This is a genomic window from Nocardia tengchongensis, assembly GCF_054781395.1.
Window position 1 is genome coordinate 265,338 of the sequence record NZ_BAAGUM010000003.1, and the last position, 15,311, is coordinate 280,648.

At 70.7% G+C, this 15,311-nt stretch carries 13 protein-coding genes; 8 read left to right on the plus strand and 5 right to left on the minus strand.

Annotated elements, in window-relative coordinates; genetic code table 11:
• Positions 1 to 567 carry a response regulator transcription factor gene (locus tag ACYVKL_RS04090; RefSeq protein WP_379171015.1) on the minus strand — a complete coding sequence of 189 codons (567 nt, stop codon included), beginning with the start codon at positions 565 to 567 and terminating at the stop codon, positions 1 to 3.
• A gap of 189 nt (positions 568 to 756) precedes the next feature.
• Here ACYVKL_RS04090 and ACYVKL_RS04095 point away from each other — a divergent pair, with 189 nt between their 5' ends.
• The gene (locus tag ACYVKL_RS04095; RefSeq protein ID WP_379171013.1) at positions 757 to 1,923 is read left to right on the plus strand and encodes a DUF2235 domain-containing protein; all 1,167 of its coding nucleotides are present in this window, start codon (positions 757 to 759) and stop codon (positions 1,921 to 1,923) included.
• A gap of 217 nt (positions 1,924 to 2,140) precedes the next feature.
• Here ACYVKL_RS04095 and treY read toward each other — a convergent pair whose 3' ends face one another.
• The 3 genes from treY to ACYVKL_RS04110 are packed head-to-tail and all read right to left on the minus strand — an operon-like array spanning position 2,141 to position 7,654.
• Entirely contained in the window at positions 2,141 to 4,549 is a 2,409-nt protein-coding gene (gene treY / locus ACYVKL_RS04100) for a malto-oligosyltrehalose synthase (protein WP_379171011.1), read from the minus strand.
• Positions 4,550 to 4,560: 11 nt separating this feature from the next.
• The gene (gene glgX, locus ACYVKL_RS04105; protein WP_379171009.1) at positions 4,561 to 6,672 is read right to left on the minus strand and encodes a glycogen debranching protein GlgX; all 2,112 of its coding nucleotides are present in this window, start codon (positions 6,670 to 6,672) and stop codon (positions 4,561 to 4,563) included.
• Positions 6,673 to 6,682: 10 nt separating this feature from the next.
• Positions 6,683 to 7,654 (minus strand): bifunctional helix-turn-helix transcriptional regulator/GNAT family N-acetyltransferase, encoded by a 972-nt coding sequence (locus tag ACYVKL_RS04110; RefSeq protein ID WP_379171007.1) that lies wholly within the window; start codon positions 7,652 to 7,654, stop codon positions 6,683 to 6,685.
• Positions 7,655 to 7,762: 108 nt separating this feature from the next.
• Between ACYVKL_RS04110 and ACYVKL_RS04115 the strand changes: the two genes are divergently transcribed.
• On the plus strand, positions 7,763 to 9,052 hold the full coding sequence (locus ACYVKL_RS04115; RefSeq protein WP_379171005.1) for an adenosylmethionine--8-amino-7-oxononanoate transaminase: 1,290 nt from the start codon (positions 7,763 to 7,765) through the stop codon (positions 9,050 to 9,052).
• 30 nt (positions 9,053 to 9,082) lie between these two features.
• On the opposite strand, the gene ACYVKL_RS04120 is transcribed toward ACYVKL_RS04115, so the two are convergent.
• Complete coding sequence (locus ACYVKL_RS04120) at positions 9,083 to 9,376, minus strand: hypothetical protein (RefSeq protein WP_379171003.1); 294 nt, start codon at positions 9,374 to 9,376, stop codon at positions 9,083 to 9,085.
• A 105-nt stretch (positions 9,377 to 9,481) separates the two neighbouring features.
• On the opposite strand from ACYVKL_RS04120, the gene ACYVKL_RS04125 reads away from it, so the two are divergent.
• From ACYVKL_RS04125 to ACYVKL_RS04150, 6 genes are all read left to right on the plus strand, one after another.
• Positions 9,482 to 10,636: an 8-amino-7-oxononanoate synthase gene (locus ACYVKL_RS04125; protein WP_379171001.1), complete on the plus strand. Its 1,155-nt coding sequence runs from the start codon at positions 9,482 to 9,484 to the stop codon at positions 10,634 to 10,636.
• A complete protein-coding gene (gene bioD, locus ACYVKL_RS04130; protein ID WP_379170999.1) occupies positions 10,633 to 11,322 on the plus strand; it encodes a dethiobiotin synthase in 690 nt (229 codons plus the stop codon). Before ACYVKL_RS04125 ends, bioD begins: the two co-directional genes overlap by 4 nt.
• 256 nt (positions 11,323 to 11,578) lie before the next feature.
• The gene (locus tag ACYVKL_RS04135; RefSeq protein ID WP_379170997.1) at positions 11,579 to 12,268 is read left to right on the plus strand and encodes a response regulator transcription factor; all 690 of its coding nucleotides are present in this window, start codon (positions 11,579 to 11,581) and stop codon (positions 12,266 to 12,268) included.
• The gene (locus ACYVKL_RS04140; protein ID WP_379170995.1) at positions 12,265 to 13,569 is read left to right on the plus strand and encodes a sensor histidine kinase; all 1,305 of its coding nucleotides are present in this window, start codon (positions 12,265 to 12,267) and stop codon (positions 13,567 to 13,569) included. The genes ACYVKL_RS04135 and ACYVKL_RS04140 overlap by 4 nt, the downstream gene beginning before the upstream one ends.
• A 30-nt stretch (positions 13,570 to 13,599) precedes the next feature.
• Positions 13,600 to 14,070 carry an SRPBCC domain-containing protein gene (locus tag ACYVKL_RS04145; RefSeq protein ID WP_379170994.1) on the plus strand — a complete coding sequence of 157 codons (471 nt, stop codon included), beginning with the start codon at positions 13,600 to 13,602 and terminating at the stop codon, positions 14,068 to 14,070.
• Positions 14,071 to 14,157: 87 nt separating this feature from the next.
• The gene (locus ACYVKL_RS04150; protein ID WP_379170992.1) at positions 14,158 to 15,309 is read left to right on the plus strand and encodes an alpha/beta fold hydrolase; all 1,152 of its coding nucleotides are present in this window, start codon (positions 14,158 to 14,160) and stop codon (positions 15,307 to 15,309) included.
• Positions 15,310 to 15,311: the final 2 nt, after the last annotated feature.

Here is a 15,311-nt window from a genome sequence, read left to right on the forward strand (position 1 = left end):
TCAGGCGTGCAGCAGGTATCCCGCCGCCGAGGCGTGCAGGATGCGCGGCGGGCCGAGCTTGCGGTCCAGCTTCGCGATCACCTGATCCACCGCGGCATCGCCGCAGACGACGGCGATCTCGGTGGCGGAGACCAGGGTGCCGGCGCGGGCGGCCAGCAGTTCCAGCGCGCTGAACTCGCGGGTGGTCATGGTCAGCAGCACCCCCGCGCGGCGCACCCGCCGCCGTAATCGGTCCACCACCAGGTCGCCGACGGTGAGCGGCGGCGACGCTGGGGAGCGGCGCGGCGCGCACAGCGCCCGGACCCGCCCGGCCAGCTCGCTCAGCGAGAAGGGTTTGGCCAGAAAGTCGTCCACGCCGCCGGCGGAGCCTTCGCTGCGGTCGGCGGGGCTGTCGCGCGCGGTGATCAGCAGGGCGCCGCACTGCTGGGCGGCGTCGGTGAGGGTGCGGGTCAGGTCGACGGTGAACCCGGCGGTGCGCAGTCCGTCGGCGACCCGGTCGCCGAGCTGCTCGTCGTCCTCGCACAGCAGGACGCACACGATGCGGGCGCTCACTCCGTCGGCGGACATGGGCTCACCGTGCCACGCCGATCGTGAACGAATCATGAGCGATCGCGGGCCGGACGCGGCGTGTTAACAGTGGACGGCGGGGTACTTGCCGGGGCACGGCCGGGGTTAACGGCCGCGCGGCGGGGGCGCGATTATTCGGGTAGTCGACTACGCGTGAAACCGGACGGTCAGGACGGGAGGCTGGCGTTCATGAAGAGACTCGTGGTGTGTTGCGACGGCACGTGGAAGGCAGAGTCGAGCTCGACCGTGTCCAATATCGTGAAGATCGCCGAGACGGTGCGGCTGACCGGGACGGACCGGGAGGGGAAGTCCGTCGGCCAGCGCATCAACTACGTCTCCGGACCCGGCTCGCGCGGCTTCACCACCGACAAGCTCATGGGCGGCGCGTTCGGCCTGGGACTCGAGGCCAATCTGTCGGCCGCCTACTGGCAGCTGGCCCTGAACTGGGAACCCGGCGACGAGATCTTCATCTTCGGCTTCAGCCGCGGCGCGTACACCGCGCGCAGTCTGGCCGGGATGATCAGCCGGCTCGGGATCCTGAAATACGAGGCCATCATCGGGGGCAAGTACCCGAAGGCGCTGGAGATCTACAAGACCCGCAAGAAGCATCCCGACGACCCGGACCCGCCGGAATGGGCGGCGTTCCGCGCCGAGAACTGCCATGCCGAGACGCCGGTCATCAATTTCCTCGGCGTGTTCGACACCGTCGGCGCGATGGGCGTCCCGGGGCTCACCTCACGTCTGCACCGTTTCCACGATGTCCGGCTCTCGCGGATCGTGCGCTGCGCGCGCCAAGCGCTGGCCATCGACGAGCGGCGGCGGGCGTTCGCGCCCTGCCTGTGGGAGATCCCGGACGATCAGCGCGACCTCTACGACCGCCCCGACCGGGTGAAGCAGGTCTGGTTCGAGGGGGTGCACAGCGATATCGGCGGCGGCTACGCCGACTGCGGCCTGTCCGACATCACCCTGCGCTGGATGATCGCCGAGGCCGAAGCCGAGGGACTGGCCTTCGACCACGACCGCCTCGACGACCTGCTGGGCAGCTGCCCGTTCGACGCACCGCACCTGCACGATTCGCTGAGCCCGGGCTTCCGGATCCTGAACTTCGCGCGGCTGGTGACCACCTGGCGCAGCCGGCACTTCTACTGGGACTCCTGGCGCAAACTGCTGCGGCCAGAGGATCAGGACAGCTTCCTGGCCTCCACCGTCCCGGAGCGAAAAGGCTACCGCCCGGCCAATATTCACCGGTGGTGCGAGCACCGGCACGGTCCGGTGCCGCCGGAACTCATCGAACCGGTCGACCTGGTTCCGCTGCCGCCCCGCGCGGACGACGGCTCGGAAGAATCCGCCGCCTGATCGCGATGGGGCACAGCATCGGCCGCGCGCGGTTCCGCCGGACGGTGACCGCACTGCCGCACCGATATTCGGCTGCCGTCCCGGCGTCGCGGCGCGTGGTTACCCGTGACGGCGTCTTCGGTCCGCAGACCTCGGCCGTCATGACATGGCCGGTGTCGGGCGACGACGGCAGCACCCAATCGCCCTGCCGCGCAATCGGTATGTGACCATCCGGCCGTCAGCGCACCAGCAGGGCTACCGGCAGGCGGGCGAAGAGCTTTTCCAGGCGGGCGCGGCCGGAGAAGGTGTGGCCGGTGAGGCGGTCGGTCCAGTGGCCCTGGGGGAGGTCCAGGACGGTGTCGCCCCAGCCGCCGGCCTCGTCGAGGCGGATGCTGTGGCGGGTGACGGCGACGATGACCTCGGGGATCTCGCCGGTGCGGCCGCGGGCGTAGGAGAGCAGGTGGTGGTCGCGGTCACCGGAGGCGAACAGCGGGATGTAGGTGCCGCCGACGAAGCAGTCGGGGCGTTCGCGGCGCAGCCACAGGGCGTAGGCGGCGATCCACATCTTGACCGCGCCGGTGGGGTCGAGGTCGGGTGTGCCGGTGAGGGATTGCAGTAGCAGGGAGCGGTGGGTGAAGTCGACCGGGCGGCGATTGTCGGGGTCGACGAGGGAGTCCTCCCACAGCTCGCAGCCCTGGTAGATGTCGGGGATGCCGGGGCCGCACAGTTGCAGGAGTTTCTGGGCCAGGGAGTCGGTCCAGGCGTGGGTGGCGAGGTCGGCGACGAATTCGCCGAGCTCGGAGCCGACCGGTCCGTCGATGACGGTGTCGATCCAGCGGTGCACCGCCGTCTCGAACTCGAGATCGGGCTCTTCCCACGAGGATTGGGTGCCCGCCTCGCGAACCGCCTTCTCCGCGAACCGGTGCAGCCGATCGCGCAGGCCGGGCACGCTCGCGGCGGGCCGCCCGTCGGCCGGCCACACGCCGAACATGTTCTGCAGCAGGAACAGTGTGGTCGCCCCGTCGGGTCCGGGCGCGATCTCCTCCCAGGTGGTGACCGAGCGCGCCCAGATGTCGGGCACCTGCGAGAGCATGCCGATGCGGGCGCGCACGTCCTCGCCGCGCTTGGTGTCGTGGGTGGACAGCGCGGTCAGGGTGGCGGGCCAGCGCGCGGCCCGCTCGGCGTTGGCGAGGTGGAATTCGATGGGTGAGCAGCCGAAACGGGCCGGGTCGGCCCCCATCTCCTGCAGCGACACCAGCCGCGCGGCGCGGTAGAACATGGTGTCCTCCACCGCTTTCGCGCTCATCGCCCCGCCCACCTGGTGGAAGCGGGTGGCGGCCTCCCCGCCCACGGCGAGCGCGGTCACCAGCACCTGCAGCGGCGCGGTGAGCTCGGCATTGCGGCGCGCGACCTCCGCGACCACCGCGCCGACCATGCCGGCCAGCGGCGCGTAGTCGGTCCGGTAGACCGGCATGAACGACAGCACCTCGATGACGGCGTTGGTGAGCGCCATGGTGTCGAACACGTCGGCGCGGGCATCGCGTTTGACCGCGGCCACCAGTCGCCGCACCTCGGGCACCAGCATGGTCTCGGCGACCGCGCGGCGAATCCGGTGCTCCTGCTCGGTGAACCAGGCCCGGTCGCTGCCGTGCCCGGTGAACTGCCGCGACAGGTCGGTGAGCTGCTTCTCCCCGTCGGGGTCGATGAGCACGCCGCCGATGTCGGCGAGCGAGTCGTAGCCGGTGGTGCCGTCGATGGGCAGGGTGGCGTCGAGCGGTTCCCGGTTGGAGAGCACCTTCTCCACCAGCAGCAGCCGCTGCGGCCCGATGAGCAGGCGCAGTCGCCGCAGGTACTCGGCGGGTTCGGCGAGCCCGTCGGGATGGTCCACGCGCACACCGTCGATGAGGTCGTGCTCGCACCAGGCGGCCAGTTCGCGATGGGTGGCCTCGAAGACCACCGGGTCCTCCTGCCGCAGCGCGGCCAGCCCGCCCACGGTGAAGTAGCGCCGGTACCCGCACAGCCCGGATTTCCAGTTGACCAGGCGATAGTGCTGTTTGTCGTGGATCCGCAGCGCGTTCTCGCCGTCGGTGCCCGGGGCGATGGGGAAGCGCATATCGTGCAGCGCCAGCATGGGTTCGATCCCCGACCGGTCCACGGTCAGCGCGGCCGGATCGTTCTCCCCGGCCAGTACCGGCAGCGCGATCCGCCCGCCCGCGCCGTTGGTCGGTGTCCAGTCGATGTCGAAATAGCTCGCGTACTGCGAGTCCTTGCCGTCCCGCAGCACCTCCCACCACCACTGGTTCTGCAGCGGGTCGGCGACGGACACGTGGTTGGGCACCAGGTCCACGATGAGTCCCATACCGCGGCTGCGCACCTCGTCGGAAAGGGCCTTGAGCCCGGTCGGCCCGCCCAGCCCCGCCGACACCGTGGTCGGGTCGGTGACGTCGTAGCCGTGGGCGGAGCCGCGCGCGGCGCTCATCACGGGCGACAGGTACAGGTGCGAAATGCCCAGCTGCTGCAGGTATTCGGCGATGGCGCGGGCATCGGCGAAGGTGAGCGCGTCGGGCCGCAGCTGCAGGCGGTAGGTGCTGCGCACGGTCGTCTGCCGTGCGATGGGTCCGGTGGTGTGTTCGGGCGAGCTGGTCATGTCGGTATCGATCATGCCGTACGGCGCAGGACGACGAGACAGCGTGCGGGCACTTGCACGGTGGCGGCCGCGGCCCGGACGGTGTCGGCGGCCGGCGCGCCGGTGGGTGTGGAGCAGTCCAGCGCCACCGACCAGGCGTTGCCGTGCCGGTCGTCGGGCAGGGTGAAGTCGAGGGCTTGGTCGTGGGCGTTGAAGCACAGCACGAACGAGTCGTCGGCGACCCGCTGCCCGCGCGGTCCCGGCTCGTGGATGCCGTCGCCGTTGAGGAACACCGCCAGCGAGCGGGCGAACCCGGTCTCCCAGTCGGCGTCGGTCATGGCCGCGCCGCCGGGGGTGAACCAGGCGATGTCACCGATCCCGTCGGGCGCGGGCGCGGGGTCGAAGAAGCGGCGCCGCCGGAACACCGGGTGGGCGGCGCGCAACGCGACCGTGCGCCTGGTGAATTCGAGCAGGTCGGCCTCGGTGTCCATGCGGGTCCAGTCCATCCACGACAGCGGCGAATCCTGACAGTAGACATTGTTGTTGCCCTGCTGGGTGCGCCCGAACTCGTCGCCGTGCAACAGCATCGGCGTGCCCTGGGAGAGCATCAGGGTGGCGAGCAGGTTGCGGCGCTGGCGGGCCCGCACCGCCAGAATCTCCGGATCGTCGGTGGGGCCTTCGACTCCGCAGTTCCAGGAGCGATTGTAGGTCTCGCCGTCCTGGTTGCCCTCGCCGTTGGCGGCATTGTGTTTCTCGTTGTAGGACACCAGGTCCGCGAGGGTGAACCCGTCGTGGGCAGTCACGAAGTTGATGCTGGCGCTGGGGCGGCGGCCGGTCGCCTCGTACAGGTCCGAGGACCCCGTGAGCCGGGACGCGAACTCGCCCAGCGTGGCCGGCTGCCCGCGCCAGTAATCGCGCACGGTGTCACGGTATTTGCCGTTCCATTCGGTCCAGGCGACCGGGAAATTGCCGACCTGATAGCCGCCCTCCCCGACATCCCAGGGTTCGGCGATCAGCTTCACCTGACTGACCACCGGATCCTGATGCACCAGGTCGAAGAAGGTGGAAAGCCGGTCCACGTCGTGCAGTTCGCGCGCCAGGGTGGCGGCCAGATCGAAGCGGAACCCGTCCACATGCATCTCCTGGACCCAGTACCGCAGCGAATCCATGATCAGTTGCAGCGCGTGCGGATGCCGCATGTTGAAGCTGTTGCCGGTGCCGGTGTAGTCCATGTAATGCTGCGGATCACCGTCCACGAGACGGTAATACGCGTCGTTGTCGATCCCGCGGAAACTGAGGGTCGGCCCGAATTCGTTGCCCTCGGCGGTGTGGTTGTAGACCACGTCGAGGATCACCTCGATGCCGGCGGCGTGGAAGGCCCGCACCATGGCCTTGAATTCGGTGACCGCCGCGGCGGGGGCGGAGCCGGCGGCGTACCCGCGGTGCGGCGCGAAGTAGCCGAAGCTGTTGTAGCCCCAGTAGTTCCGCAGTCCCCGGTCCAGCAGGATGCGGTCGTCGAGGAACTGGTGCACGGGCATGAGTTCCACCGCGGTCACGCCGAGCCCACGCAGGTGGTCGATGATCGCGGGATGCGCCATGCCCGCGAAGGTGCCGCGCAGTTCCGGGGGGACGTCCGGATGGGTGACGGTCATGCCCTTGACGTGCGCCTCGTAGATGACCGTCTCGTGGTAGGGCCGTTTCGGGGCGCGGTCGTCGGCCCAATCGAAGTAGGGGTTGATGACCACCCCGGTCATGGTGTGCCCGAGCGAGTTCTGCCCGTAGTTGTAGGGCGCGGTGTCGGTGCCGAAGTCGCCTTCGAACGCCTTGCCGTAGGGGTCGAGCAGCAGTTTGCTCGGATCGCAGCGCAGGCCCAGTTTCGGGTCGAAGGGCCCGTGCACGCGGAATCCGTAGCGCTGTCCCGGTCCGATCCCGGGCAGGTAGGCGTGCCACACGTACCCGTCGACCTCGTCGAGGGGTACCCGGGTCTCGCGGTGGTCGGCGTCGACGAGGCACAGTTCCACGCGCCGGGCCACTTCGGAGAAGATCGAGAAGTTGGTCCCGGCGCCGTCGTAGGTCGCGCCCAGCGGGTAGGCGGTCCCCGGCCAGACATCGTGCCCGGTGGTGCCGGCGGTCGCGGGAGCCATACCCGGGACTTTATCGGCCCGGGTCGTCCCCGGGTCGCAGTGCCCGCCGCCAGGTCTGCCCGACCAGATCGACGCCGAAACTGTGGTGCGGATTCGATTCGGCGAGTTCGAATCCGGCGCGCTGATAGAGGTGGCGGGCGGACTCGAGCACGCTGTTGGTCCACAACACCATCTCGGTGTACCCGGCGTCGGCGGCGAAGCGCAGGCATGCGTCGACCAGCGCGCTGCCCACGCCGAGCCCGCGCGCGGAGGGCTCGACCAGCAGCAGGCGGAGCCGCGCGGTGGTGTCGTCCTCGCGCACGCAGTAGACGCAGCCGACGGGCGCGCCCTGGTATTCGGCGATCCAGGCGCGTTCCCGTCGCGGGTCGCGGGTGTCGAGCCAGTCGGCGACGATGCGCGCGACCAGGGCCTCGTACTCGCCGTTCCAGCCGAACTCCTCGACGTAGAGCGCCGCGTTGCGCGCGATCACCCAGCCGTGCTCGCCGGGTTTCGGGTCACGCAGCACGACGGCGGCGGGATCGGGTTCGGAGTCGGTGTCGAGGATCTGCTCGATGGTCCGCATGGCGCCGACCAGCCGGGTGCGCACGATGGGGGAGTGCGGGACCAGCAGCTCCCCGATCTGGGTCTGGGTGCGCTGGTCGAGCAGGGTGAACGCGGCGCGGCCCGCCTCGGTGAGCGTCACCACCTGGCGTCGCGCGTCGGTCTCGGACCGGCGGCGCGCCACCAGTCCGCGTTCCTCGAAGCGGGCCAGCATGCGGCTCAGATAGCCCGCGTCCAGATCCAGGGCCAGCCTCAGATCCACGACTTCGGCGGCCCCGAAGTTGGCCAGTTCGAACAGGATCCGGCCTTCGGCGAGGGAGAATTCGATGCCGAGCATCCCACCCTGCAGGACTCCGATGATGCGGGTGTAGCGCCGGTTGAAGGCGCGGACCGCGGCGATGTGCCGGGCTTCCACCAGGTGATCGGTCGTGTCCGCGGCCATCCCGGCCCCCCTTCTTTGACCGAGTCAAAGATTACGCCGGGCTGCCGGGTCGCGCGGCGGTTCTGGTAACTTGAACGCCGTTCAAGCCCGCTCCTCGAAGGACTTCCTGTGGCATTGACCGAACCCCTGGCCGCGCTGTCGCCCGCCGAGATCACCGCCCTCGACGCCGCGCACGTGTGGCATCCCTACGGCGGCTTCCCGGCCGGCACCGAACCCCTGGTGGTCGCCTCGGCGTCGGGCACCCGGCTCACCCTGGCCGACGGTCGGGAACTGGTGGACGGCATGAGCTCCTGGTGGGCGGCCGTGCACGGATACCAGCACCCGGTGCTGGACGCGGCCCTGCTCGCGCAGTCGCGGAAGATGAGCCACGTCATGTTCGGCGGGCTCACTCACGAACCGGCCGCGCGGCTGTCGCAGCTGCTGGTCGAGCTCACGCCCGAGGGTCTGGACAAGGTGTTCCTCTGCGACTCCGGGTCGGTGTCGGTCGAGGTCGCGGTGAAGATGTGCCTGCAGTACCAGCGCGCGCTGGGCCGTCCGGGCAAGCACCGGCTGATGACCTGGCGCGGCGGCTACCACGGCGACACCTTCACCCCCATGAGCGTCTGCGACCCCGAGGGCGGCATGCACTCGCTGTGGTCGGACGTGCTGGTCCCGCAGGTGTTCGCGAGTGCGCCCCCGCGCGACTTCGAGCCGGACTACGTCTCGGAGCTGGAGCGAACCATCGCCGAGCACGCGCACGAATTGGCCGCGGTCATCGTGGAACCCGTGGTGCAGGGCGCCGGCGGCATGCGCTTCCACGACCCGCGCTACCTGAGCGAGCTGCGCCGGCTCTGCGACGAGCACGACGTGCTGCTGGTCTTCGACGAGATCGCCACCGGATTCGGCCGCACCGGAACGCTTTTCGCGGCCGAGCAGGCCGGTGTCCGCCCGGACGTGATGTGCGTGGGCAAGGCGATCACCGGCGGCTACATGAGCCTGGCCGCCGCACTGACCACCAACGCCATCGCCGAGACCATCAGCCGCTCGCACGGCGGGCTCATGCACGGCCCGACCTTCATGGGCAACCCCCTGGCCTGCGCGGTCGCGGTGGCATCGATCGAGCTACTGCTCTCGCGCGACTGGCAGGGCGAGGTGCGCCGGATCGAGGCCGAGCTGAACTCCGGCCTGGCCCCGGCCCGGGACCTGCCCGGCGTCGCCGACGTCCGGGTGCGCGGGGCCATCGGGGTCATCGAACTCGATCACCCCGTGGACATGCGCGCGGCGACGCACGCGGCGGTCGACGCGGGCGCCTGGCTGCGGCCCTTCCGCAACCTGGTCTATGCCATGCCCCCGTTCATCAGCACCACCGATGACGTCCACCGGATCACCACCGCCATGCTCGCGGCTGCTGCGGCCTGATCCGAGGTTGCCGCCGGGATGCCGAAATCCCTAGCGGTTGGCCCGTTTCTCGCGTGTTTTGTCTGCATTGTCGCTGTCTGACAGCACTTCCCAGACCTTGAACACGCAGTGATAGTCGTCGGACCAGCCCCGTGCGATCAGCATGAAGGTGTCGCCGTCGCGCAGAATCGTGCGGCGGCTGATCAACTTCGGATGATCGGGGATGAATTTCGAGACGAGGTCGGGGACCTTCGCGAGGGCTTGTTCGCGGGTGCCCACCACCTCGGTGAGGATCTTCGGGGTCCAGCTCTTGCTGTCTCCGAAGCCGGTCGTCTGCTCGACCACTATTGCCCATCGTGGCATCGCGCAGCCTCCTTACGACTCTCCAGCATAGCGCCGTGCACCGACACCCATGGCCTCCTGAACGGCGTTCAAGTATGCTTCCGAGCTGTGACTGCCGATCCCTTGAGCTGGCTCGAGACCCGCGCCGCCGAGCGCGTGGACGCCGGGCTGCGCCGTGAACTGCGCCCCCGCACCTCCGATGCGGCGAGCATCGACCTGGCCTCCAACGACTACCTCGGGCTGGTGCGCCACCCGGAGGTCGTCGAGGGCTCGGTCGCCTCGGTGCGGTACTGGGGCACCGGCTCCACCGGGTCGCGACTGGTCACCGGAACCACGGTCGAGCACGAGCAGCTCGAGCGCGAACTGGCCGAATTCGTGGGCGCGGAAGCCGGATTGGTGTTCGCCTCCGGCTACGCCGCGAACCTCGGCGTGGTCACCGCGCTGGCCGGGCGTGGGGCGCTGGTGGTTTCGGACGAGGGCAGTCACGCCTCGCTGGTGGACGCCTGCCGGTTGTCGCGGGCGCGGGTCGAGATCGCGCCGCACAAGGATCCGGCGGCGGTGGACCGGCTGCTGTCGCAGCGCACCGAGGAGCGCGCGCTGGTGCTCACCGATTCGGTGTTCAGCGCCGACGGCGACCTCGCGCCGCTGGCCGAACTGCATCGCGTCACCCGCGCCAACGGGGCCGTGCTCATCGTCGACGAGGCGCACGGCCTGGGCGTGCGCGGCGAGGGCGGGCGCGGCCTGGTGCACGAGTGCGGGCTGGCCGGGGAACCCGACCTGATCATCACCGCCACCCTCTCCAAAGCCTTTGCCGCCCAGGGCGGTGTGGTGCTGGCCGGTGAGCGCGTCCGCGCCCACCTCATCGACGCGGCCCGCACCTTCATCTTCGACACCGGCCTGGCGCCGGCCGCCGTCGGCGCGGCCCGTGCCGCGCTGGGCCTGCTGCGCCGCGAACCCGAGATGGCCCAGCGGGTCCTGGATCGCGCCGCCGACCTGGCCCGCATCGCCGGTGTCGGACACCCGGATTCGGCCGTGGTCTCGGTCGTGCTCGGCGAGGCGCAGGTCGCCTACGACGCCGCCCAGGCCTGCCGGGCCCGCGGCCTCAGCGTGGGCTGCTTCCGCCCGCCGTCGGTGCCGGAGGGCACCTCGCGGCTGCGCCTGACCGCCCGCGCCGACCTCACCGAGGCCGAACTGGCCACCATCGCCACCGTGCTCGGGGAAGTCCTCGCCGAAGCCCGTGGGCGGGAGGCGGTTTCGGTATGACCGCGAAGCTGCTGTTCATCACCGGCACTTCCACCGATGTCGGCAAGACGATCGTCACCGCCGCGCTGGCGGCGACCGCCCGCGCGGCCGGCACCGAGGTCGCGGTGGTCAAGCCCGCCCAGACCGGGATGGGCCCGGGGGAGCCCGGTGACCTGGCCGAGGTCACCCGCCTGAGCGGCGCCACCCGCACCGTCGAATTCGCCCGCTACCCCGACCCGCTGGCCCCCGACACCGCCGCCCGCCGCTGCGGTCAGCCGCTGCTGACGCTGGCCGAAACGGTCGCCGGTATCGAATCCTGCGCCGACGCCGACCTCGTGCTGGTCGAGGGCGCGGGCGGCCTGCTCGTCCGCATGGGCGAATTCACCCTGCTGGATCTCGCCCAGAAGATGAGCGCCCCCGTCCTGCTGGTGGCCGCCGCCGGCCTGGGCACCCTCAACCACAGCGAACTCACCACCCGCACCCTCGCGGCCGCGGGCGTCGGCTGCGCGGGCCTGGTCATCGGATCCTGGCCCGCCACACCCGATCTCGCCTCCGAATGCAACCGCACCGACCTGCCTGCCGTCACCGGCGCGGAACTCGTCGGCTCCATTCCGGCGGGCGCGGGCGCCTGGGCCCGGCCCGAGTTCACCGCGGCCGCGCCCACCTGGTTCGACACCGATTGGACCGGTCGCCACCTTCGCCCCTGAGGCTCCGCCTCACGAATTCCTAACGGGCGTTCTGCGACCGTGACGGAATGGAAGATCCCGGCCGCCGCGCATGCGGTCATCGACGACGAGGACGTCCCGGGCGTGCGGCCGGTCGGTGGGCGAGGCGCATCCCAGCCGTGCGGGTCGCCCCGGCTCGAGCGCGCTGCGTCGCCGCACCGCAGTTGCGGCGACAGCGGCTTCGGCGGTGGACGGTCCGGTCGGTTTCGCTGCGGCCGCGATCGAGGGTCATGGCCGGATGACCGGTTCGAGTGCTGTAATTGCGCAGGTGCGGGTACTCGTGGTCGAGGACGACCGGAACCTGGGTGACGAGGTCGCGGCCGGGTTGCGGGCGGCCGGGTTCGCGGTGGATCTGGCCCGCGACTACGCCGACGCCGACCTCAAGATCGCCGTCAACAGCTACGACTGCCTGGTCGTCGACCGCGGCCTGCCCGATGGTGACGGGCTCGATCTGGTGCGGGCGCAGCGGGAGTCCGGGCAGCGCACTCCGGTCGTCATGCTCACCGCCCGCGACGCCCTCGCCGACCGGCTCGACGGCTTCGCCCAGGGCGCGGATGACTATGTCGTCAAACCCTTCGCCATGGACGAGCTCGCCGCCCGGGTGGGCGCGCTGTGCCGCCGCCGCGAACTGCCCGCGCCGACCCGCACCGTCGTCGGCACCCTGGTGGTGGATCGCCCGCGCCGCCGCGTCCACCGCGCGGGCACGCTGCTCACCTTGACGCCCAAGGAGTTCGGCGTGCTGGAACTGCTCGCCTCCCGCGCCGGATCGGTGGTGACCCGGGCCGAGCTCATCGAATGCTGCTGGGACGAAATGGCCGAGCCCGCCTCCAACGTCGTCGACGTGGTGATCGCGCAATTGCGCCGCAAGCTCGGAGCGCCCCCGCTCATCGAAACCGTGCGCGGCGCCGGTTTCACCATCTCGCCATGACCGTCCGGCAGCGACTGGCCACCTGGCGTGCGGCGGGGCCCGAACCCGCCTCGCCCGCCCGGCTGCGGCGTACCCGCTGGCTGCTGACCGGGCTGTTCACCGCCCTGACCGCGCTGTGCCTGGTCGTGCTCGCCTCGCTCGCGGCCTCGATCGACGCCCATTCCCGGGACCACGAGCTCGATGCCGGGGTCGACCGGGTGGTGACCGGGGTGGCGCGGGAGGTGTACTGGAACGAGGACGGCGGCGTCGATCTGGAGACGGTGCGCGCCGACGAGGATCTGGTCGGCGGTAGCGCCGCCGTCGCGATTCTGCTCCGCCAACCCGACGGCGGCTGGCGGGAACTGTTCGTGCACAAGCGATCCGGGCTGCCCGCGGACCTGACCGGACTCGCGCAGCGGGCCGCCGAGACCGAGCAGACGCAGTGGCACACGACCACCGACCGCGACGGCGACCCGGTGCGGTTGGCGGCCGCCCCGGCCTGGGACGACGATTCCACGGTCGGCGCCATCGTCATCGCGGGCGGTGATCCCGCGCCCGGGGCCCGCGATCACCGCAGTCTGGTGGTGGCGCTGTGGAGCGGTGGGCTGGCGCTGGTGGCGCTGGCCGCGCTGGCCGGGCACCTGCTGTCGGGGGTGAGCATGCGCCCCGCCGTGCGCATGCTCGACGAGCAGGAACGGTTCCTGTCGGAGGCGTCGCACGAATTGCGCACGCCGCTGGCCACGTTGCGGCTCTACCTCGATGCCGCCCTGCGGGATCCGGCCGACGCCCGTCGGGCGGTCACCGACGCGCGGTCGCTCACCGACCGCATGGGCCGCATGGTCGCCGGACTGCTGGCCCGCACTCGCGCGGAATCCGGTGCGGGCGAACTGGATCGGCAACGGTTGTACCTGGATCAGCTGGTGGAGGGTGTGGTCGCGGAAGCCGGCGGTGAGATCGCGCTGCACACCGAACCCACCGCGGTGCGCGCCGATCCGGAACTGCTGGCGCTCGCGGTGCGCAACCTCGTCGACAACGCGCTGGTGCACGGCAGCCCGCCGGTGGAGGTGCGGGTGGCGGCCGGGCAGGTGCTGGTGCGCGATCACGGGGCCGGGCTGGATCCGGCGCTCACCGACCCGTTCCGGCGCGGCGCGATGGGCGCGGGCGGGCGGCACGGCATCGGGCTGTCGCTGGTGCAGTGGGTGGCCACCGTCCATTCCGGTTCGGTGACACTGGCTCCCGCGCCGGGCGGCGGCACCCTGGCTACCCTCACGCTGCCGATCGCGCCGGACGACGCGGGAGCGGATGCGCCCGAGCTGCCGTGATCTTGGTCACATCGGGCGTAGGGTGGCGCCGTGCCCTCCACTCGAGTCGAGAAGTTCGTCGGCGCTCCGCGCCCCAGTGTCTTCCGCGCGCTCCTGGACGCGCATTCGGTCCGGACCTGGATGGTGCCCGACGGAATGACCAGCCGCATCCACGAATTCGATGCCCGCGTGGGCGGTCGGTTCCGCATCTCGCTGACCTACGATCTGCCCGGCGAGAGTGGCAAGACCAGCCCGCACACCGACACCTTCCACGGTGTCTTCGCCCGCGTCGTCCCCGACCGCGAGGTGGTGCAGACCATCGAATTCGAAACCGACAACCCGGAACTGACCGGCGAGATGACCGTCACCTACACCCTGGACGACGCGCCGGGCGGCACCCGGGTGACCGCGCGCCATGACAATCTGCCGAAAGGCCTGTCCCCGGAGGACAACGAGGTCGGCTTCCGCACGGCCCTGGCCAATCTCGCCGCCCTCACCGAACGCGCCGAGGGACATCACTGACCGCACATCGAGGTGACGGGCGCGCTAGCAGTCGATGAAGCGCAGTACAAGCCTGGATGACGAGCCGGAAATTCGTACAGTGGATTGATGGCCCTGCCGGGGTTCCCGTTTCCGTCCGGTGCCGCAGACTACGACGATCGGCGGCGGCGCGCCCGGCTGCGGTCGACCCGGCTCGGCGCGGGCTGGGGCCGCTGGCGGCGCGCCCGGCTGCTGGCGCTGCGGCTGACGCTGGTGCCCCTGGTCGCATTGGGCGCGTTCGCCGAATACATGGGCCTGGACGTGCTGCCCGAGCAGGATCGGCTGGCCCGCACCGAACCGTCGGTGCTGCCCATCGCGGGGCCCTCGGATCTGCAGGCGACCGGCACCGCGGTGTTCGATCTGGTCGGGCTGGGCGTGCTCGATGCCGGTGACACCGCGCGCGCCCTGCCGTCGCTGTCGCGGCTGGGGTCGGTGTGGGCGGTGCGCTACGACAACTCCGGTATCGACACCAGGGTCATCTCGGATCTGATCGTGAAGGTCACCGATGCCGCCCAGGTGACCGATGTGGTGCTGGCCGGGCACAGTATGGGCGGGGTCATCGCGCTCGAGATCGCCAAGCATCTGCACCAGGACAGTGGCGGCAAGCGGGTGCGGGCGGTGCTGCTGGACTGCACGCCGGTGGATCTGAACGCGGTGCGGCCCGAGAGCCGCGATCAGGGCGAGGAGATGCTGCGCTGGATGGGCTGGGTGCCCGGGGCCCGGGAGAGCCGGATGCTGCGGCTGGCCGTGGAAATGTATGCGCGCCATGATCGTTTCGTCGGTGGGCGCTACGTGATCCGGGGCGCCGAATTCCGGCGGGCCGTCGACGACGTGCTGCGGTCGAAGATCCTCAATACCGACGCCGCCAGCAACGGCCTGATCGAGGCCCAGTTCAAGGCGATCGTGGCCGGCGGCGCGGTGGACGATCTGCGGGCGCTGGCCAAACCCGCCGCGGGCAAACCGCGCCCGGCCATCGTGTTCATCCGGCCGCACGATCCGTACGACGATCCGGTCGTGGACGTGCAGTACTCGCACCAGGTGCTGATCGACCAGGTGGGCGGGGTGCGCGGCACGCTGCTGGTGGTGACCACCCGAACCACCGGGCACGCCAACCCGATCGAGCGACCGCAGGAGTACAACACGGTCATCGAACAGCAGGTGGTGCCGTTCGTGCGGCAGTTGTGGCGCGACCAATCCGGGGTGGCCTCGGCCGGCCACTGACC